The 19,977-nt window shown below is 42.3% G+C and carries 18 protein-coding genes and 1 riboswitch; of the genes, 7 read left to right on the plus strand and 11 right to left on the minus strand.

Translation table 11 applies throughout. From position 1 onward, the window contains the following. Positions 1-392 precede the first annotated feature (392 nt). From MHB50_RS11925 to MHB50_RS11935, 3 genes are all read left to right on the plus strand, one after another. Positions 393-1,718, plus strand: a complete 1,326-nt coding sequence (locus MHB50_RS11925; RefSeq protein WP_340083832.1) for a YheC/YheD family protein — start codon at positions 393-395, stop codon at positions 1,716-1,718. 14 nt (positions 1,719-1,732) lie between these two features. After that, a complete protein-coding gene (locus MHB50_RS11930; protein WP_077112260.1) occupies positions 1,733-1,948 on the plus strand; it encodes a YheE family protein in 216 nt (71 codons plus the stop codon). Positions 1,949-2,023: 75 nt separating this feature from the next. Beyond that, positions 2,024-2,221: a hypothetical protein gene (locus MHB50_RS11935; RefSeq protein ID WP_205179250.1), complete on the plus strand. Its 198-nt coding sequence runs from the start codon at positions 2,024-2,026 to the stop codon at positions 2,219-2,221. A 25-nt stretch (positions 2,222-2,246) separates the two neighbouring features. Here the strand turns inward: MHB50_RS11935 and MHB50_RS11940 are convergent, their stop codons facing one another. Beyond that, positions 2,247-2,492: a hypothetical protein gene (locus MHB50_RS11940; protein WP_077112256.1), complete on the minus strand. Its 246-nt coding sequence runs from the start codon at positions 2,490-2,492 to the stop codon at positions 2,247-2,249. Between the two features lie 215 nt (positions 2,493-2,707). Here MHB50_RS11940 and MHB50_RS11945 point away from each other — a divergent pair, with 215 nt between their 5' ends. Further along, positions 2,708-2,914, plus strand: coding sequence for an alpha/beta-type small acid-soluble spore protein (locus MHB50_RS11945; protein ID WP_077112254.1), 207 nt, complete (start codon positions 2,708-2,710; stop codon positions 2,912-2,914). 63 nt (positions 2,915-2,977) lie between these two features. Here MHB50_RS11945 and fumC read toward each other — a convergent pair whose 3' ends face one another. The 3 genes from fumC to MHB50_RS11960 all read right to left on the minus strand — a co-directional run bounded on the left by fumC (position 2,978) and on the right by MHB50_RS11960 (position 7,201). Then, positions 2,978-4,363 carry a class II fumarate hydratase gene (fumC, locus tag MHB50_RS11950; RefSeq protein ID WP_340083833.1) on the minus strand — a complete coding sequence of 462 codons (1,386 nt, stop codon included), beginning with the start codon at positions 4,361-4,363 and terminating at the stop codon, positions 2,978-2,980. A gap of 99 nt (positions 4,364-4,462) precedes the next feature. Further along, on the minus strand, positions 4,463-6,544 hold the full coding sequence (locus MHB50_RS11955) for a penicillin-binding protein 1A (RefSeq protein WP_340083834.1): 2,082 nt from the start codon (positions 6,542-6,544) through the stop codon (positions 4,463-4,465). 456 nt (positions 6,545-7,000) lie between these two features. Then, positions 7,001-7,201, minus strand: coding sequence for a hypothetical protein (locus tag MHB50_RS11960; RefSeq protein WP_205179255.1), 201 nt, complete (start codon positions 7,199-7,201; stop codon positions 7,001-7,003). A gap of 357 nt (positions 7,202-7,558) precedes the next feature. On the opposite strand from MHB50_RS11960, the gene MHB50_RS11965 reads away from it, so the two are divergent. After that, a complete protein-coding gene (locus MHB50_RS11965) occupies positions 7,559-8,698 on the plus strand; it encodes an ATP-binding protein (RefSeq protein WP_077112248.1) in 1,140 nt (379 codons plus the stop codon). Between the two features lie 106 nt (positions 8,699-8,804). Here MHB50_RS11965 and MHB50_RS11970 read toward each other — a convergent pair whose 3' ends face one another. Next, complete coding sequence (locus tag MHB50_RS11970; RefSeq protein ID WP_077112246.1) at positions 8,805-8,927, minus strand: YjcZ family sporulation protein; 123 nt, start codon at positions 8,925-8,927, stop codon at positions 8,805-8,807. A 169-nt stretch (positions 8,928-9,096) separates the two neighbouring features. Here MHB50_RS11970 and MHB50_RS11975 point away from each other — a divergent pair, with 169 nt between their 5' ends. Beyond that, positions 9,097-11,190 (plus strand): DNA topoisomerase III, encoded by a 2,094-nt coding sequence (locus MHB50_RS11975; RefSeq protein ID WP_205179256.1) that lies wholly within the window; start codon positions 9,097-9,099, stop codon positions 11,188-11,190. A 95-nt stretch (positions 11,191-11,285) separates the two neighbouring features. Here MHB50_RS11975 and ribE (MHB50_RS11980) read toward each other — a convergent pair whose 3' ends face one another. From ribE (MHB50_RS11980) to ribD, 4 genes are all read right to left on the minus strand, one after another. After that, entirely contained in the window at positions 11,286-11,756 is a 471-nt protein-coding gene (gene ribE, locus MHB50_RS11980) for a 6,7-dimethyl-8-ribityllumazine synthase (RefSeq protein ID WP_077112243.1), read from the minus strand. 18 nt (positions 11,757-11,774) lie between these two features. Then, positions 11,775-12,968 (minus strand): bifunctional 3,4-dihydroxy-2-butanone-4-phosphate synthase/GTP cyclohydrolase II, encoded by a 1,194-nt coding sequence (locus MHB50_RS11985; protein WP_205179257.1) that lies wholly within the window; start codon positions 12,966-12,968, stop codon positions 11,775-11,777. Between the two features lie 515 nt (positions 12,969-13,483). Continuing rightward, on the minus strand, positions 13,484-14,128 hold the full coding sequence (ribE, locus tag MHB50_RS11990) for a riboflavin synthase (RefSeq protein ID WP_205179264.1): 645 nt from the start codon (positions 14,126-14,128) through the stop codon (positions 13,484-13,486). Next, positions 14,109-15,227, minus strand: a complete 1,119-nt coding sequence (ribD, locus tag MHB50_RS11995; RefSeq protein WP_340083835.1) for a bifunctional diaminohydroxyphosphoribosylaminopyrimidine deaminase/5-amino-6-(5-phosphoribosylamino)uracil reductase RibD — start codon at positions 15,225-15,227, stop codon at positions 14,109-14,111. Before ribD ends, ribE (MHB50_RS11990) begins: the two co-directional genes overlap by 20 nt. 149 nt (positions 15,228-15,376) lie before the next feature. Continuing rightward, a riboswitch (FMN riboswitch) is annotated at positions 15,377-15,518 on the minus strand. Positions 15,519-16,171: 653 nt separating this feature from the next. On the opposite strand from ribD, the gene MHB50_RS12000 reads away from it, so the two are divergent. Then, positions 16,172-17,275: a nitric oxide synthase oxygenase gene (locus MHB50_RS12000; RefSeq protein WP_340083836.1), complete on the plus strand. Its 1,104-nt coding sequence runs from the start codon at positions 16,172-16,174 to the stop codon at positions 17,273-17,275. 892 nt (positions 17,276-18,167) lie between these two features. On the opposite strand, the gene aceA is transcribed toward MHB50_RS12000, so the two are convergent. Both aceA and MHB50_RS12010 read right to left on the minus strand, forming a co-directional pair. Beyond that, the gene (aceA, locus tag MHB50_RS12005) at positions 18,168-19,442 is read right to left on the minus strand and encodes an isocitrate lyase (protein WP_077112235.1); all 1,275 of its coding nucleotides are present in this window, start codon (positions 19,440-19,442) and stop codon (positions 18,168-18,170) included. A gap of 135 nt (positions 19,443-19,577) precedes the next feature. Beyond that, the gene (locus tag MHB50_RS12010) at positions 19,578-19,865 is read right to left on the minus strand and encodes a hypothetical protein (protein ID WP_077112234.1); all 288 of its coding nucleotides are present in this window, start codon (positions 19,863-19,865) and stop codon (positions 19,578-19,580) included. Between the last annotated feature and the right edge of the window lie 112 nt (positions 19,866-19,977).

Raw genomic sequence — 19,977 nt, forward strand, 5'->3', positions numbered from 1 at the left:
AAACGATATAAACAAGCACTTTGGATTGGCCACGATCAGCATAAGCCTCTTCAACTGCTATAAGCGTGGTAACCCAGTGGTGGCAACGGTTTTTTCAATGACAGCTAGTCCGAAAAAAACTTGCCGGGGTCGATGATCCGCTTTTCCGACTAGCACACAAGCAAAAAATCAAGCAAGATGTCTTGCAACTACCGGCGCACAGCATACAATGTCCGGCGCAACCGGATAGTGACCGATATTGTTTAGGCGAATATTCATATTTCTTTTGAACACAGACATTTACACTCACATACGATGATAAGAAAAGCGCCCACAAAAACCGGTCATGACCTGATTATAAAGAATGACCGCATACAAGGGCAAATATGGACGCTCCCAGGGAGGCTTCAGCAATGAAAAGACATTTTAAAATTGAGTTTTTTGAAGAGCCAAAGCTGGAATTGCATTACCCGAAGGATTTCACTTTTAAACAAAAACATCAATATGCGGCATTTGGTTCGGCTTTGGAAGAGGCGGTATTTCTAACACATCCGGATGGAAAGAACGTGGTCAGGATCAGTACAGGGTTGCGCGCTGCCCTTGAACTTCCGGATTTTATTTCCTCCATCAGTCTTTTTGAAAATGGGGAAATCTTATTTTTGGGACCGCTCATCGGTATTTACACGTCAGGCTTCACTCCGAAACAGCTTACACCAATTGGACCAAGATCCGACCTCATTGCAAGTTCAATGTCTGTTCATAGAGCGTTAGGAGCTGTCCCGTTTTTATTCGGGAAAGAGCATATTGACTGGGAAAACGGTTGTATCCACGGGTTTTTCCATACGGAGGAGGGTTGGAAAAAAAGTACGGTCCCTTTTCCAAGCATCGTAATGGATCGTCTGCCAAAAAGGTCCAGCGAAAATCGTCATAAATCAGTGTTATTAAAACAAAAGTTTGAAAATGATTATTTGATCTCCTGGTATCATCCCGGCTTTTTCAGCCAACTTGAACTGTATGAAAAACTTTACAATGATTCGCGGGCAGAGCAGTACTTGCCGGAAACGCATCCGTTCATCTCTTTTTCATCCGTGGGGCGCATGCTCGATGACTATGGCCATGTCTTTTTAAAAGGTGATGATGGCCATGCAGCTTGCCAGCTTCTTTATCACCCGAAAGAACGGTTATATTATTGCCGCTTATTCGATCAAACGAACAAACTTCTGAAATTCAAATCTCTTGAAGGCTTTTCAAGAAGGGTATACGGGAGAAAGCAATTGGAAAAATTCCTCGTTCAACAAGGTATTCGGCTCATTCGAAAAGAAAACAAAGCAGTTGATTTTCATGTTGTTGTAAATCACAATAATACATGGGAAGCGGATACAATCAAAGTAAAATACGCCTATGAACAAAACGGAACAAACGAACTTTCTTTTGAAGACGTATTTCAAGACGAAGAGGAAAGGAATAAAAATCTGGAAAAGCTTAAAAAGGCTGCCAGTGAAATTGCCAGTGCGATCGAGGATAATATCGGAGGAATACTTACAGGAATGAAATTGGAGCTGGGGATAGACCGTGATGGGCGCATCTGGCTGCTTAAAGCGGAGGAAAACTGCGATCCAGCCCTTTTTCCCCATCCGGAATTGGGCCAAACAGATTATTTGACGAAACGGCTGGCTGGCGCCTTTTTGCTTCGTTCTAACAAAACACTGGAAAATGAACTGGTATTATCGAAACAATAGAAGGAGCGATTCAGATGCTGCAACATTTTCAATACAGTCCGTTGTATCGGAATGAAAACATTCCCGGCTGGAATTTTTCTTTTTATTTTAACGGACAAAAATATGAAGGCATATACAAGCAAAACGGAGGCATTGATTGGCTTACCCAAGCTCCCGATGCCAAAAGTGTGCAAAATATCGAGAAGTATATACACGATTTAATGCTTTATCATGTTTATGACCAACGCTAGCAAAAAACTGACATTCTTTTCTATGAATGATTTATCACATAGACTGCCGAAACTGTAAAAAAGGAGGTTTATGTGATGGATCAAAAAAACGGCCAATTTTTACCCGATACAAAATATGAAGGAAAAAATCAATCTTTTCTTGATATCGACCGCATGGTGAATGAGGGACTTGCGGGTGGAACAGTGTTTATGAGAAAAGATTATGTAAACATCGAACAGAGTACAGATTTTCCTCCCGAAGAATCGCCGGAAAACAATGAGAGTATGCCATAAAGGGCGCGGATATCCGTGCCCTTTTTTATGGATGATGAACCGTCAATTCTCGTTCGTTACCACAATAAGGGCAGATCAATAAGTGTACGCATTCCGGCTTCTCTGCATTATCTGGAATGCCATCCACGAGCTTATTCCAATCAATTTCCATATAAGGAGAATAATCGTCGTAGTAATCGTACATTTTTCCTTTATCCTTCATTTCCCCCTTACATAAGGAGCATTGATAAGACTCATCGCTCATTCCGTTACATAGTGGACAAACTGACATTTGGAAGCCACCTTTTTGATTACTTTTTGTGGCCGCGCTGAAATCATACATGTTTGATGCCAGGGAAAATTTCCCTTTTATCTACATGTATATTTTTTTCTTATGAAAACAAAATAGAAATACATTGGGTTGAGCTTAGTAGCTAACATGCATGTTTGTCGGTGCAATTCCGACTGACCCAACCAATTTATATCATACAATAAGGAGATGACAACATGGCTAACAATAACAGCTCCAACCAAATTTTAGTACAAGGAGCCGAGCAAGCGATTGATCAAATGAAGTATGAAATCGCTCAAGAGTTTGGCGTGAATCTTGGCGCGGACACTACCTCCCGTGCAAACGGATCTGTTGGTGGTGAAATCACCAAACGTCTGGTTGCAATGGCGCAGCAGCAACTTGGTGGATTTTCCGGCCGATAACATGATAATAGGATGGATAAAAACCCCCTGGGAATGACCCGGGGGGTTTCAATTTTTTGTCCATTATTTCGGAAGGTTGACCATTTTGCTTGGATCAATCCATTCGTCATATTGCTGTTCTGTTACATAACCTGTTTTAATGGCCGCTTCTTTCAACGTTGTTCCTTCTTTAAAAGCCAACTTCGCGATTTCAGCAGCTTTTTCGTAACCGATGTACGGGTTGAGGGCTGTCACGAGCATTAGAGAACGGTTTACATTCTCATTAATGACCTCGATATTAGGCTCCAATCCACGTACACATTTTTCATCAAACGAAACCATGGCATCTGCCAGTAAATGAACGGATTGAAGGAAGTTGTAAATAATGACCGGTTTATAAACGTTCAATTCAAAGTTGCCCTGGCTCGCCGCAAATCCGATCGCGGCATCATTTCCAAACACTTGCACAGCCACCATTGTGAGGGCTTCACTTTGTGTCGGGTTTACCTTTCCAGGCATGATGGAGCTGCCAGGTTCATTCGCCGGAATGGCAATTTCTCCGATGCCGCTCCGTGGACCGCTTGCCAGCCAGCGTACGTCATTGGCGACTTTCGTCAAATCGGCGGCAAGTCCTTTTAGCGCACCGTGAACAAAAACAATTTCATCATGGCTTGTCAAGGCATGAAATTTATTGTCGGAAGATACGAATTCATATCCTGTTTGTTTGCTGATCTGGTTCGCGACTTTGTCTCCAAATTCGGGCTCCGCATTAATTCCCGTTCCGACAGCAGTTCCGCCAATCGCCAAGTTAAGCAAATGTTCCGCGCTTTCTCGAATCATTTTTTCACTTTTCTCTAACATGGCGCGCCAACCGCTGATTTCCTGTCCCAATGTAAGCGGCGTAGCGTCCTGTAAATGTGTACGGCCAATTTTGATAATGTCCCTATACGCTTCTTCCTTTTCAAGAAGCGTCTGCTTTAATTGTTCCAATGCCGGAAGCAGTTCTTGATAAATGGCATGATAGGCCGCGATGTGCATGGCCGTTGGAAAAGTGTCGTTCGAGCTTTGTGACATGTTAATATCATCGTTTGGATGGACTTTCTCATCCGAATCCTCGCTCAACCACTCGTTGGCACGGCGCGCAAGCACTTCGTTAACATTCATGTTAGATTGGGTGCCGCTCCCTGTCTGCCACACAACAAGTGGAAAATGCTCGTCAAACTTTCCTTCCAATACCTCATCACAAGCTTTGAGGATAGCTTCTTTTTTTGTATCGGACAACTTGCCGAGCTCATTGTTCGCAATGGCAGCAGCTTTCTTCAATTGGACAAATGCCTTAATGACTTCCAGCGGCATTTTTTCATGGCCAATTTTAAAGTTCTCCTTGCTTCTCTGTGTTTGTGCTCCCCAATACTTGTCCGCAGGAACTTTCATTTCACCAATTGTATCCCGCTCAATCCGGAATTCCATCTTGTACATGCCTCCTCGTGTTCTTTAACAACATGTATTCTCTCATAAAACGCCAAAAATTTCATCTTCCGTGTTTAAGAAAAACTGGACTTGAAACGTTTATTGTTCTTTCAGCCGCCGGTACGTATCCTTTAGTTTTTCTTCAAGTTTTTCCAGATGACCTTTTCCTTTTTCCAGCTGCTCCTTCCATTTTTTGGCTTCTTCCTTCATTTTTTCGTCAAACTGATCAAGCTTTTCCTTTACGGATTGTTCCTCTTTTCGTTTTTCTTCTTCTAACCGCTCATTAACAGAAGGTATATCAAATTCTTCTTGTTCCACATGGGGAAGCGCATTTGCCATCATTTCCCGGAAAATAGGAACAACAGTTTGGCTGCTCGATCCCTTTAGGTAATGGTTTCTGTCAGTAATATCATATCCGAGCCAAACAGCTCCAACTAGATTAGGGCTGTACCCCACGAACCACTGGTCTTTTGTGCCGTTTCTAATTTCTGGATATGGCAGCTGGGTTGATCCGGTTTTTCCGGCAATCGAGTAGCCTTCTACTTTTGCATTTCTGCCCGTTCCGGTTTCTACAACATTCTGTAAAATGGCCGTCATTTGTTTAGCCGTCTTTCGGCTTGTCACACGGGTTGATTTTGGTTTGAATTCAGCTTCAACATTGCCGGTGGGACCGACAATTTTTGTAATGATGTGGCTTTCCATCCTTTTTCCGTCATTGGCAAATACAGAATATGCTTCAGCCATTTGGCGCGGTGAATATCCCGTAGTCGTTCCCCCCAACGCGAGACTTAAGTTTTTATCCTCTTCTTTGATCGTCAAGCCAAACTTTCGGGCTGCTTCTACCCCTTTTTCCAAGCCAATTTCATTTAAAAGCCAAACCGCCGGAACATTTAATGATTGCTCAACGGCTGTATAGAGGGGAACTTCACCTGCATATTGGCCGTTAAAGTTTTTCGGTGTGTATCCGTTAAATGACATACCCTCTTCATCTTTCAACATTGATTCGGCCGTATACCCTTCTTCAAGCGCCGGTGTATATACGGCCAGCGGCTTCATGACAGATCCAGGCTGCGCCTTTAGTTGAGTAGCACGATTATAAGCCCTGAACGTATGCTTGCCGCGCCCCCCGACAAGCGCCCGGATACCGCCTGAATTCGGGTCAAGAAGGATGGACCCGCTCTGAGCCAATGTTCCATCGGGACTCGACGGGAAGATGGCATGATTGGCATACACCTTTTCCAAGCTGGCTTGGAGGTTTTGATCCATTTGCGTATAGATTTTATATCCCCTCGTCAAAATCTCGTCTTGGGTCAATCCATATTTGTTGATCGCTTCATTGAGAACAGCATCCACATAATATGGATACTTTCCTTTCAATGGATCTCCTCCCTTATCATCCAACACAATCTTTTCTTTACGGGCTTTTTGATAATCTGACTCAGAAATCATTTCAAATTCGAGCATTTGTTTTAATACTAGATTTCTTCGTTCTATCGCCCCATCAAAGTTTTTATAGGGATCAAGGGCGGTTGGTCTGTTTACAATGCCAGCCAGCATGGCCGCTTCACTTAAGGTGATGTCATCCACATCTTTTCCAAAATATTTTTTCGATGCGTTTTGCACACCCCAGGCACCGCTGCCAAAATACACTTGATTCAAATACATTTCCAATATTTCATCTTTCGTATATTTCTTTTCGATTTCAATCGCCAGAAATACTTCTTCCAATTTTCTTTTATAGGTTCTTTCAGGTGACAAGAGAGCGTTTTTCGTCAACTGCTGTGTTAACGTACTTCCTCCCGCCCGGATTCGGCCGGACAATAAATTTTGGAAAAAGGCGCGCATAATTCCCCGGACATCAAACCCTCTATGATCATAGAAGCGGTGGTCCTCAATGGCGACTATCGCGTCTTTCAAATGATCGGGCACTTTACCGATTGATACGCCTTCTGTCCGATTGGCGGATATTTTGCTGGCCTCATCGCTATCTTTGTCATAAATCACGGTAGCTTGAGCCAACCCTTGCTTTAAAGACTCGACATTCGCCGTGTTGGCCAAATACGCAAAATAAGATAATCCTATCAATATGAATAATGATACGAGCAATAATATAATTTGGTTTAAATGGGCTTTTTTCCATAGTTTTTTAACTGCAGCCCATAGTTTGTGAAAAAGTTGCATTCTTTTATCCCTTCTTTCTTCCACACCCATGCTACAGTAACCCATCTTCTAATATAAAGTTTTTTTATTTGAAAAGCCATTCCTTTTTTGTTGGCTAATCAGCAATATTTAGGAAAATACAACAAGTAAAAGAGGCGTACCCAATTTATTCCATTAGATACGCTCAAGGCGCAAGTCTACGCGCAAGAAGGACAAAACTCATTGCAAGCCGGTCTTTTCAACCACCTGAGCATTGTCGGCTTTGGATATGTTTTTCGGAAACTACTCCAAGCTCGCAGCAATTTCCGCTATCGCACTTTTCAATTTCTGTCGCTTCGCCGGCCATCGCCAGGCAAGCAGCCTTGTTACTTCACATGCACACCAATCTTCCTGTTTAATGAAGCTGGGGTGAATTACACATCGTCGGCATAAAAGCGGTTTGACTTTATATTATGTAACAATAAAAAAACAATCGGATCACCGATTGTCTACAGAATTTATAAGTTGGTCAACTTGAAGGTTTTGTTTCTTCAACCTTTCAATTTCTTCATCCATTGACTTCATATACATATACACAATTTGCCTTGTCTTATCATTAGCTCCGATGATATCCAAATGCTTCATACATTTTCGAATGGCTGGATGCTGCCGTCTGTTAGGTTCATGTTCATTTTTCATGACCGGTTTCACCCCGCGTGACAAGATTGTGCCTTGTCCAATTTTATACTGTGGCTGATCCGAGCATTCGACACCATCATGATTTTACTTGCATAAAAATTAAGCAAATTGGCTAGGAAACGTTGATACCATTATTATAAATGACTTGGGAAAATTAATATATAGGCATATATCCCTGCTTTATAAAATGATACAATGGACATGGAATCCTGTTCTTTATAAAGAAAAAACTTGCAACATTTTGTATGAAGAATGAATATTTTGCCGAATAACGAATAATAGTCTTATAAAGTATTATTTTTTTGATAGAGCTTTTTATTTTCTAGTTGTTATAATAGTAGAGAGGTGAGTGAGGCTATGGATCAGCTAAAGGATGATGTGATATCTTATCTCCAAGAGAAAAAGACGACAATCCTCGAAAGATGGGATAAAAAAGCAATGCATCCGCCCGATCAGACCGGATCAGGACAATTAAGCACAAATAGCGTAGGGCGATTTATTTTAAAGGTAGCTTTGCATGGTCTGTCACTATCCAAAGCTGAACTGGAAAATTATTTGCAAGCCAACGCTTATAAATTGGCCAAGATTAAAATTAAGGATAATTTAGGGATTGAAACACTCGTATATAATGTCAATATGGCAAGAAACATGCTCGTGGATGAGCTATACAATTATCCTGCCCATCTAAAAAAGTTGGAACATATCTTTTCACAATTATTAAATATCATTGATCGATTCACATTTCATTTGATTTCCCACTACTGTGCCATAAAAAATCAAATGAATGAAGAGAAAAATCGCCATATTAATTCAAGTCACGAAGATCGCCTGACGTTACTCGGCCAGATGACATCCAGTTTTGTTCATGAATTCAGGAATCCGCTTACAACTGTTCAAGGATTCGTTCAACTATTGCGTGCCGAATACCCGGATCTCCCGTATATGGACATTATTTCGGCGGAGTTGGACCAACTAAAGTTCAGAATTACACAATTTCTTATGCTTTCCAAAAAGCAAGTGGTTGATCAAGAAAAAGTGGTCTTTTCCTTAAACGATTTAATGGATCAAATTTCTGCATTTGTTTATCCCAGGCTGCTCGAACTAAATGTTTCCTTAAAGCAAGAACTGGAACAAAATCTATTTGTAAAAGGGGTTCAAGAAGAAATTCGCCAAGTCATCATCAATATTATTTTCAATGCCATTGAGGTGATGGCGGCAGAGAGCTCCGAAGCAGTGATCCATATAAAAGGGTACAGAAAAGACGGGAAAATTGTTCTGGAAACATCCAATACAGGGCCTAAAATACCGGATCACCTGATTAAAAGCATTTTTGAGCCGTTTGTGACGACTAAGAAAACAGGAACTGGCCTTGGGCTTTATGTATCCAAAGAAATTATCGAAAAACATAACGGAAAATTATTTTGCCGGTCAAACGATGATTGGACTACTTTTACTATTATTCTCAATGCATATGATAAACAAGAAGGGTTTGACTAAACTTGGCAAAAGTGCAGACTGCCCCATACCTGCTGGGAAGTGAGGCAGTCTTTTTCCGGCAAATTATTTTATGAAGACAGTGCGGTAAACCGTCTCCACTTATATTTTAGTAACCCCAAGCAGCGCCGACAATAATCAACAAGATAAATAATACGACGATCAACGCGAAGCCTCCGCCGTAGCCAAAGCCATAGCCTCCAAAGCCATAACCGCATCCCCAGAAGCCCATGATCTTCACCTCCTGATTCGGGAATAAGGGAAAACCCCCTACACCATAAGCTATTCAAAAGCTTAGCTTTTGGATTGGGCGCTTCATTTATATACCATCAACTATTTTATCTTTCGTCTATTGATCGTTATACTAAGATATGAACCTTAAGTTCGAAGGGAGCACCATAATGAAATCACTCATACTAGCGGAAAAGCCCAGCGTAGCACGCGATTTGGCGCGTATTCTGGGCTGTAAAACAAAACAAAAGCATTATATAGAAGGAGAAAAGTTTGTCATTACTTGGGCACTAGGACATTTAGTGGAATTGAAGATGCCTGAAGACTATGATACAAAATATAAAACTTGGCGCATGGAAGACTTGCCCATTATCCCAGAGAAAATGGGCTTAAAAGTCATCAGACAAACAACAGCCCAGTTTAAAGGCATTGAGAGGCTCGCGAAAAGAAAAGACATGAAAGAACTGATTATCGCCACGGATGCCGGACGCGAAGGTGAACTTGTCGCCCGCTGGATTATCGAAAGAATCCGGTGGAATAAACCAATTAAAAGATTATGGATATCGTCCTATACAGACCGGGCGGTCAAAGAAGGCTTTCGCCGGTTGAAGCCCGCAAAACAATATGATTCACTATACAAATCAGCGGTTTGTCGTGCCGAAGCCGATTGGCTCATCGGCTTAAACGCAACCCGGGCCTTGACGACAAAATATGAAGATCCGTTATCCGCCGGTCGGGTACAAACACCAACATTGGCCATGATCTTAGACCGCGAAAAAGAGATCCAATCTTTTATTCCCAAACCATATTGGACCATTCACGCCCATGTCGGGACCTTAACAGCAATATGGGAAACAAATGGCAACAAAAACATTTTTTCAGAACAACAGGCCAAACAAATTTTCGAGAAAATAAAAGGCAAGCAGGCTCTCGTGAAAACGATCGAACGAAAAGAAAAAACAGAGCCGCAGCCCCTTCCCTATGATTTGACAGAATTGCAAAGGGATGCCAACAGACGGTATGGATTTTCCGCCAAAAAAACGTCCAACGTCTTGCAAAGCCTTTATGAGCAGCATAAACTCGTAACGTATCCACGAACTGATTCTCGTTATCTAACGACGGATTTGGCCGGTACTATGTCAGAAAGGCTCTCCGCTCTTTCATCCGTTTATAAAGAAGAAGTGCGTCATGCAAGGAAACATAGTGGGAGCGTATTGGCGAAACGGGTTTTTAATAACGAAAAAGTAACCGACCATCACGCTATCATACCGACAGAAGAAAGACCTTCCATGAATGATCTTTCTGTGGATGAGAAAAAGTTGTACGGACTAATTGCCACAAGATTTTTGACTCTTTTTTATCCAATCTGCCGATTCGAATCGGTGCGGGCAGTATTTGATATTGAAGGGGAATTCTTTACAGTCCAAGAAACCATTGCGGTTGATCCCGGCTTTAAAGTGATTTTGCAAGGCAATGAACCTACGGAAGCTTCCAACAGTTTGGCAGTCCTCAAACCTGGTAAGAAAATCTCTGTACGCGACGCCATGTTGAAGGAAAATATGACAGAAGCACCTCCCCGGTTTAACGAATCGGACTTACTTGCCCGAATGGAGAAATACGGTTTGGGGACACCGGCAACAAGAGCCGACATTATCGAAAAGCTTTTAAGTTCCGAAGTCATTGACCGCCAAAATAACCGGTTGTATCCAACTCCAAAGGGCAAACAGCTGATTGATTTGGTGAATGACGAATTGAAATCACCCGAATTGACGTCTAAGTGGGAGGCCGAGCTTGAGGCCATTGCACGCGGAAAAGGCAATCCAGGCGAATTTTTACAAAAAATAAGAAACCAAACGAAACGAATCGTAACAGAAATAAAACAAAGCGAAAAAAAATATAAAGCACATAACTTGACAGGGACAAAATGTCCGGAATGCGGCTCTCTTATGAAAGAAGTGAAAAGAAAAGACGGCCGGATGCTCGTTTGCTCGGACATCTCGTGCGGCTTTCGAAAACGGAAAGACCCAAAACTGTCAAATCGCCGCTGTCCGCAATGCCGCAAAAAAATGGAAATCCACCAGGGGAAGGCGGGTGCCTATTTTCAATGCCGCCGCTGTAATATTGTAGAAAAGCTGGAAAAACAGAAAAAAGCCGTGTCAAAAAGAGAGGAGCGGCAGCTTTTAAAAAAATATTCAAATGACGAATCGTTTGGGAACAGTTTGGCGGATGCGTTAAAGTCAGCCATGGAAGAGAAAGATGAATGAGATCACTGTCAAGCTCCTTGTCCGTAATTTTGGAGCTGACAAATCTTCTCATCTAAAAAAAGGCGGTGCCGCGCGGCACTGCCTTTTTTCAAATTCTACATGTCCATCGAGCTGTAGAGATTAGCCATTTCAATAGCGCTGACAGCCGCTTCCCATCCTTTGTTTCCCGCTTTTGTCCCGGCACGCTCTATAGCCTGTTCAATCGTGTCAGTCGTCAATACCCCAAAAATAACAGGTGTACCAGATTCCATTGCGGCGTTAGCAACTCCTTTTGCCGCTTCTGCACTTACATAATCAAAATGGGGTGTCGCCCCGCGAATTACTGTGCCAAGCGTAATAATGGCATCATAATCATTTGTCTTGGCCATTTTTTTGGCCGTTAAGGGAATTTCAAATGCACCGGGGACCCAAGCAATGGAAACATCGCCTTCGGAAACCCCGTGCCGTTTGAGCGCGTCCAATGCACCGGAAAGAAGTTTTCCCGTAATAAATTCGTTGAACCTGCCTGTCACAATGCCTATCTTCAAACCTGTCCCAACAAGATTTCCTTCAAAAACTTTACTCATTTAAGCCTCTCCCTTTTCTTAGAATAGCAACATATGACCCAATTTCTCAGCTTTTGTTTTTAAATATCTTTCGTTCTCTCTTTTCGTTGGCAACTGTATCGGTATTCTCTCAACAATGTCCAAACCCAATCCTCGCAAGCTCGATATCTTTCTTGGATTATTCGTTAATAACCGCACCTGCTTGACGCCAAGATCCTTTAAAATATGCGCTCCTATGGAAAAGTCACGCATGTCGGCGGGGAAACCGAGCTTTTCATTCGCCTGTACCGTATCATACCCTTCATCCTGCAATTGGTAGGCTTTTAATTTATTGACAAGCCCGATCCCTCTTCCTTCTTGGCGCAAATAAAGCAGTACACCGTTTTCCTCTTCAGAAATCCGTTCTAGGGCAGCCTCTAGTTGAGGGCCGCAGTCGCAGCGGCATGAACCGAACACATCCCCTGTTAAACATTCAGAATGCAAGCGGACAATAATAGGCCAATCGGAAGAAACATCCCCTTTTACAAGTGCCACATGTTCTTTCCCGTCCGTTTTATCTACATAACCGATCATCTTAAAATCTCCGTACTTCGTAGGGAGTTTCGTCTCCGCTTCCCGGCTCATCTCCGATTCTGAAAAAAGCCTGTACATGATTAAATCTTTTATTGTAATCATGACCAAGCCAAATTGGCCGGCCAACTTTTCAAGATCTGTAAGACGTGCCATCGTTCCATCGTCATTCATAATTTCACAAATAACGCCCGCCGGCTTTGCACCACATAATACAGCAAGATCCACCGCAGCTTCCGTATGTCCCGGCCGCTTTAATACTCCCCCGTCCACAGCTACGAGGGGAAATACGTGGCCCGGTCTGTTAAAATCAGCAGGTCTTGCGCCGTCTTCAAGCATTTTTAATATCGTTGTAGAGCGCTCAAATGCGCTGATGCCTGTATGGGTGGAAATATGATCTATGCTGACAGTAAAGGCTGTTCCGAGCGGATCTGTATGTTCAAGCACCATTTTCGGCAAATTCAAATCGACCGCCAACTCTTTTGTAATCGGTGTACAGATAAGACCTCGCCCCTGTTTCGCCATAAAATTAATCACTTCCGGGGTCGCTTTTTCGGCGAGAGCAACAAAATCCCCTTCATTTTCCCGATCCTCATCATCAACAACGATAATCATTTTTCCTTTTTTCAATTCTTCCAATGCAGTTTCAATATCAGCAAACATATTTTCACCTCCATACTTTCTCCATTCAGAACTGATCAAATAAAGTGAAACTTCATTCAGTAGGGCTCCTACTGAATGTTAGTTGAACCAATCGGGCATTTAGGTGCCGTTTGCTCCCACCTTTTGTATTCACTCAAGATTTTGAAGGGGTGTATATGGCACCTTATATGCGGGATCAAAAAACACATGCTACAAATCGGAATACTGGCAATTTTTTTAAAATCCTTGCGACCTTTTTGGCATACTAGCTACTTGACTTCTTTTACTTTCGACTTTTACGAAATAGTAGCGGCTTGACTCTAATTACCAGCAACTTTCTAAAATAGTAGCGGCTTGACTCTAATTACTAGCAACTTTCTGAAATAGTAGCGGCTTGACTCATTTACTTTCGACTTTTACGAAATAGTAACGGCTTGGCTCTAATTACCAGCAACTTTCTGAAGTAGTAGCGGCTTGACTTACATAACTAGTCACTTGTCCAGATTACTAGCGACTTTCCCCTTGAAATACGGAATTTATAAAAAACCATTGTTGACAAGGGTTTCCATTGTGACACCCCTGTTTGATTGGCCTGTTTTGTTGAGCATATGAAAGACATATTTTGCAAGCATGTCACATTCTATATTTACTGGATCTCCAACCGCTTTTTCGGCCAGAATGGTTGCTGTTTGTGTATGCGGAATGAGGGAAATAGTAATGTTGTTTCCCTTCACGCCAAACACGGTCAATGAGGTTCCATCAATGGCAATCGAACCTTTATCATGAATAAAGGAATGACATGTATCGGGTACTTGAATCGTTACATACAACGCGTTCTCACTGCGCTTTTTCTCTATAATGGTACCTGTGCCGTCGACGTGGCCGCTCACAAAATGTCCTCCGAATCTGCCATCGGCTCTCATTGCCCGTTCAAGGTTGACAACCGAACCAGTCCGCAATTTTTTCAAGGCGGTGGCCATATACGTTTCAGGCATGATGTCGGCCGCAAAGGAATTGGCATCAAACTTAGAAACTGTAAGACATACACCATTGACAGCGATACTGTCTCCTAAATGAACATCTTGCAACACTGTTTTGGCTGCAATCATGATCGTAAAGGATGTAGAACCGTGTACCACCTTCGAAACAGTTCCAATTTCTTCAACAATCCCGGTAAATATCGTCTTCTCCCCCTTCCTTTGGCACAGCAATAATCTTAATGTCGGGACCTACTTTTTCAACCGCTTGGAACGCGATGGGGGTTCCTTCTTTTATCAGCTCTTTTGGCGTTCCGCCAAACACTGGGCGGCCTTTATCATCAGATAATATCCTTGGCGCCATATACATGATTATTTCTTGAAATGCCTGAGCCTGAATAAAAGAAGAATGGACCGTACTTCCTCCTTCAACAAACAATGAAGTAATTTGTTCTTCTCCCAGCCACGTAAGCAGTGAATCAATATGAATCATGTCTGATGGCATTCTTTTTACTTGTACACCCAGTTGTTCAAGAGCAACCTGTCTGCTTTGTTGAGCACCTTTCCCGCACACAACAATGACTGGGGCGACACTATCATGAAGCATATTGGCTTGCAAAGGTATGGTTAAAAGGGTATCTAACACAATTCGAATGGGATGTATTCCACCTTGGGGCAATCGAGTGGTGAGATGGGGGTTATCGGCCAGGACTGTGTTCACACCAATTAAAATCGCATCGTGGCGATGGCGATATTCATGAACATCCATCCGCGCCTCTTTTGAAGTAATCCATTTGCTGTTCCCGCTCGCAGCTGCTGTTTTTCCGTCGAAGGTAACAGCTGTTTTCAATGTGACGAACGGCTTTTTTGTTTTGATAAAATGAAAATAGTGTTTATACAAAGTTCGGGAAACATCTTCACATATTCCCGCCTCAACAAAAATTCCGGCATCGCGCAATTTGTCTGCGCCTTTTCCTCCAACAAGCGGGTTCGGATCAATACTCGCGATATAGACATTTCTAATCTTTTTGCGAATGATCAGGTTTGCGCATGGCGGCGTTTTCCCCGTATGTGAACAAGGTTCAAGTGTAACATACAGATCGGCTCCTTCAGCCTTGTCTCCCGCCTGCATAAGCGCATTTACTTCTGCATGCGGCTCTCCGGCTTTCATATGCGCTCCCATACCGATGATCCGGCCGTCTTTTACAACGACACAACCAACGGGCGGGTTCGGGCTTGTTTGTCCGATAACAGACTCGGCAAGCTGCAATGCCAATTTCATATAAAATTCTTTATCAGGCATGGCTCCTCCTTTCAAAATGACCATGATCTCGACGGAAAAGCCCCGAAACGATTTGTTTCGGGGCTTAAAAGAACAGCAAAGTTAACGTTTGGACAAAGCTTTTCCATAGAAAAATAAGCATGCTTACAAGCATGTTTTGTCCTAACGCCAGTTTCCTTCTCCCATCCAGACTATCACTGTCGGCTTTGGAATTTCACCAAATCCACCGTCTTGACACAAGACGGGTCACGGGCTAAGAGAGATCATCTCATCACCGCCGGTAGGGATTTTCACCCTGCCCCGAAGGAAAACTTATTCGAATTTTTATGATCACTGGTTTCTCCCTTTGCTCGAAAGTGTTTATTATCAACATTTATGCGTTAGAAAAACGACCAAACGTCTACCAGTGATTTTACACTTTCGATTGGTTAAATTCTATCAGCATAAAAAAATAAAAGCAAGAGCTTTCTTTCTCTTACTTCCCACCAAACCATTCAAAGAACGATTTTTTTGAAGCTTTATAAGACGTCCCACTTTAGCCACACTAGTAGTTCATATATCAGGCGCCTATCACTGTTGAGGATGCTTCGGTTCTAACGCTTCTGGTAATTAAACAATTGCAATAGATAATTCATCTTAACATCAATTCTCATGAAATTCACCTTTATGAACACACACATTACCGTTCTGAAGTTCTTAAACCTTTTCTTTTAACCGTGCGTGATCGTCGTGTGCTCATTAAAAACATGTATAAATCACATAAAAAGCAAGTGAACGATTTTTAAGGCCTTGAACTGACGCCCCATTATGAATCGTAATAATACATAACTTTGCACTTTATTTATGTAAAAAAGGATCTTCCCAGTCATATCTATCGAATAAAAAGTTCACTAAATATGCATGTTATTTAAGTACTGCAATCATGTATTAGTGATAAACTAACTAGATGTATGGAGTTGATATGAATGATTCAGCATGTGAAAACACATCAATTACTCATGGAAGCAGCCCACTTTATAAATAATTGTTACAGTGAACTTGGGATTTCTAAAGAAAAGCAATTGAAACGAATTGAGGAAATAAAAAATGAAATAAACGCTACCGGAACTTATGTTCACAAGACTTTTGAATTAGAACACGGAGCCAAAATGGCGTGGCGAAATAGTAATCGCTGTATAGGGCGATTGCTCTGGAATAGGCTGCATGTTTTTGATGCGCGGCATGTACAAACAGCAGACGACGCCTATAAAACATTAATAAAACATATTGAATATGCTACAAATAATGGGAAAATCAGGCCTACTATCACGATCTTTGCGCCCCGAAAAAACGGAAAAGATCCAATCAGAGTTTGGAACCATCAATTAATACGTTATGCCGGATACAAAGAAGGCGATCAAGTAATTGGAGATTCAACGTCTATCAAATTGACCAACATGTGCGAAAAAATGGGGTGGCGAGGAAACAAAACCCCCTTCGATATTCTCCCGCTTGTCGTTCAAGAATATGGGGAAGAACCAAAGCTATATGAGATTCCCAAGGAAATGGTGAAAGAAGTTCCAATAACTCACCCGGAGCTTACTGGTTTTAGCAAGCTGGATATAAGGTGGTACGCTGTTCCCATTATTTCAGATATGCGTTTAGAGATAGGCGGAATTGATTATCCGCTGGCTCCGTTTAATGGTTGGTATATGGGGACCGAAATTGGAGCAAGAAACTTGGCGGATGAAGACCGTTATCATTTACTGCCAAAAGTGGCGGAAATCATGGGCTTGGATATTCAGTCCAACCGATCATTATGGATGGACAAAGCTTTAATTGAATTAAATATCGCGGTGTTGCATTCTTATGAAAAAGCGGGTGTCACGATTGTCGACCATCATACGGCAGCCAAGCAATTGAAACAATTTGAAGAAAACGAAATAAAAAGCGGACGCCCGGTCACCGGGGATTGGACATGGCTTATTCCACCAATATCTCCAGCAACGACTCATATTTTTCATAAACCTTATAACAACGAAATTTTAACCCCTAACTACTTTTATCAAGAAGATCCTCAAGAAAGCTAAACAGGCAATTTCCAACAATGAGTTGATTGAAACAGTTTGGGCTTTCCTATTTATTGTTGCTTTGAGAATTGTTTTTGACATGTGAAAATAATTGTGAATGAAAGGCCAGAAAGAATGGACGCTTTTTTAACGTGATGGTTCATGTGCCAAATGCTTTTTTTCAGTTGCCCATCCGCAATTTTCTAGATAACCCTTTTCAAAACATCCATAATCCCTCTAAGGACACATGTAGCAGGCAATGCCAAGTATACCCTAATGGGTGTGTGTCCTTATTTGGGGCTTCTTAAAAAATGTTGGGGATGATTCTGTACGTTACGATTGCATTTACGGCAAGATTGGATTTATTCCCTGTAAAACAGGCTGAAATAACTGCTTCGGAAACACCGCCTCTTTTTACAATTTATCCGAAGAACTCCTGTCTACATACTGTTTATTGTTCAGCTGGATTTTTCAAAAACGAAATATTCACAAAAATGATTCTTCATGAGCAGGAGCTATGATATACTTTGATTGTACAATAGAAGAAGGCTCTCTCAAGGGTGGTCTGGCTCACTCCCGGTGAAAGGGGGTGATGCCATTGACGGTATTTGAAGCGCTGTCACTTATGATTGCTTTCGGCGCTTTGATCGCGATACTGTCTGAAGACAAAAAGAAATAGACCTCCCTTGAGCCCTCGACAAGTTTAGGGGATCGGTCTATTTCATGTAGACAATCTGAGCCGGCCGCTCTTGAAAGGGCGGCTATTGTACGAGGCCGCAAGTGTCGGCAACACTTGCGGTCCTTTTTATTTTACTTATGTCGTACCCTTTTTATAACATATTATTTTATCGATTACAATAAACAATATGCCCCGGCAGGAACAATCCTTGCCAAGGCATATGCATTTTCTTTACTAAAATTGCGCGGCTTCTGTCGATCCAGCCAACGCTGTTGTGGAAGACTTTCCGCCCGAAATGACGAGAGATACTTCATCGAAATAACCTGTTCCGACTTCACGCTGGTGGCGAGTTGCCGTATATCCGTCAGATTCGGAAGCAAATTCGGCCTGTTGCAGTTTGGAGTATGCAGCCATTCCTGTTTCTTTATATCCTTTGGCAAGCTCAAACATGCTGTGGTTAAGAGAGTGAAACCCGGCCAGCGTAACAAATTGGAATTTGTAACCCATTTTACCCAACTCTTGCTGGAAGCTGGCAATTTCCTTATCCGTTAGCTTGCTCTTCCAGTTAAATGATGGTGAGCAGTTGTACGCGAGAAGTTTTCCGGGATACTTTTCATGGATCGCTTCGGCAAATCGTCTTGCTTCATCCATATCAGGTTCGGCTGTTTCACACCAAATAAGATCGGCATATGGAGCATACGCAAGTCCCCTGGAAATGGCCTGATCCAGCCCCGGCTTCGTATAGTAAAACCCTTCTGGACTCCTTTCTCCTGTTAAAAATGGATGATCGTAAGGGTCAACATCACTTGTCAGCAAGTTCGCTGCATTGGCATCTGTGCGTGCAACTATGACAGTAGGGATATCCATGATATCTGCAGCAAGTCTTGCGGCAATCAAATGCTTGATGGCTGTTTGGGTGGGCTGAAGCACTTTTCCTCCAAGATGGCCACATTTCTTTTCGGATGCAAGCTGGTCTTCAAGATGAACGCCTCCCGCACCGGCTTCAATCATTGCTTTGGTCAATTCGAATACATTTAACGGCCCGCCAAAACCTGCCTCCATATCCGCGACTATCGGCGCAAACCAGTATGTGTCTCCCTTCCCTTCCGCTTGCTGGATTTGATCGGCACGCTGCAATGTTTGATTAATGCGTTTGACAACCTGCGGCACGCTGTTGGCGGGATATAAGCTTTGGTCCGGATACATATGGCCAGCCAAGTTCGCATCTGCGGCCACTTGCCATCCGCTTAAGTAAATGGCTTTCAAACCCGCTTTTACCTGCTGCATCGCCTGATTTCCTGTTAATGCGCCAAGTGCGTTGATGTAGTCCTCTTCATTAATGAGTTTCCACAACCTCTCTGCTCCCATGCGCGCCAATGTATGTTCCACAACGACCGAGCCGCGAAGCTTTACAACATCGGCTGCCGAATACGGCCGTTCAATCCCTCTCCAGCGATCCGTTTTCCAACTTTCTTCGATTTGGCGAATTTGTTCCTCTCTTGTGGACATTCTTTTCTCTCCCATTCAATTCATATTTTTTTATCATGAGTAGATTGGCTTTAAGCCAATCTATCAATCACTCAACCTGTTGTATATCTGAATTCTAATAACACAATATGTTATATAACACTATAAGCAAAAAAATTAATCAATATCAGCGCAGCATTGCAAGGATTCCTTAAAAGAAGAGTATTCTGTTCCACACTTGGGACAAATCTCAACTTCTGTATGTGGTTTTTCCAAAACGACCACCTCCGGCGCTTTTTGCGGTACGACCACAAACGAACCATCAGCCTTTTTCTTGAGTGTTAATAATTCGTTTCCATATATAAATGTAGTTCCGTTCATATCTTCGATTGATTTTCCCATGACTAATCTTTCCATCACCCATTCGTCAATAAAGATTCTTCCAGCTGATTGGTTTGTTTGCATATTGTCACCTTCTTATGATTTGTTGTTATTAATATATAACAGACACAAATATTTATCAAGTGTTATATAACAATTATTTTGAAAAATTTTCTCTTTTACTCAATATAGCAAA

The sequence above is a fragment of the Siminovitchia sp. FSL H7-0308 genome, from assembly GCF_037980985.1.
GTDB lineage: Bacteria > Bacillota > Bacilli > Bacillales > Bacillaceae_C > Siminovitchia > Siminovitchia thermophila.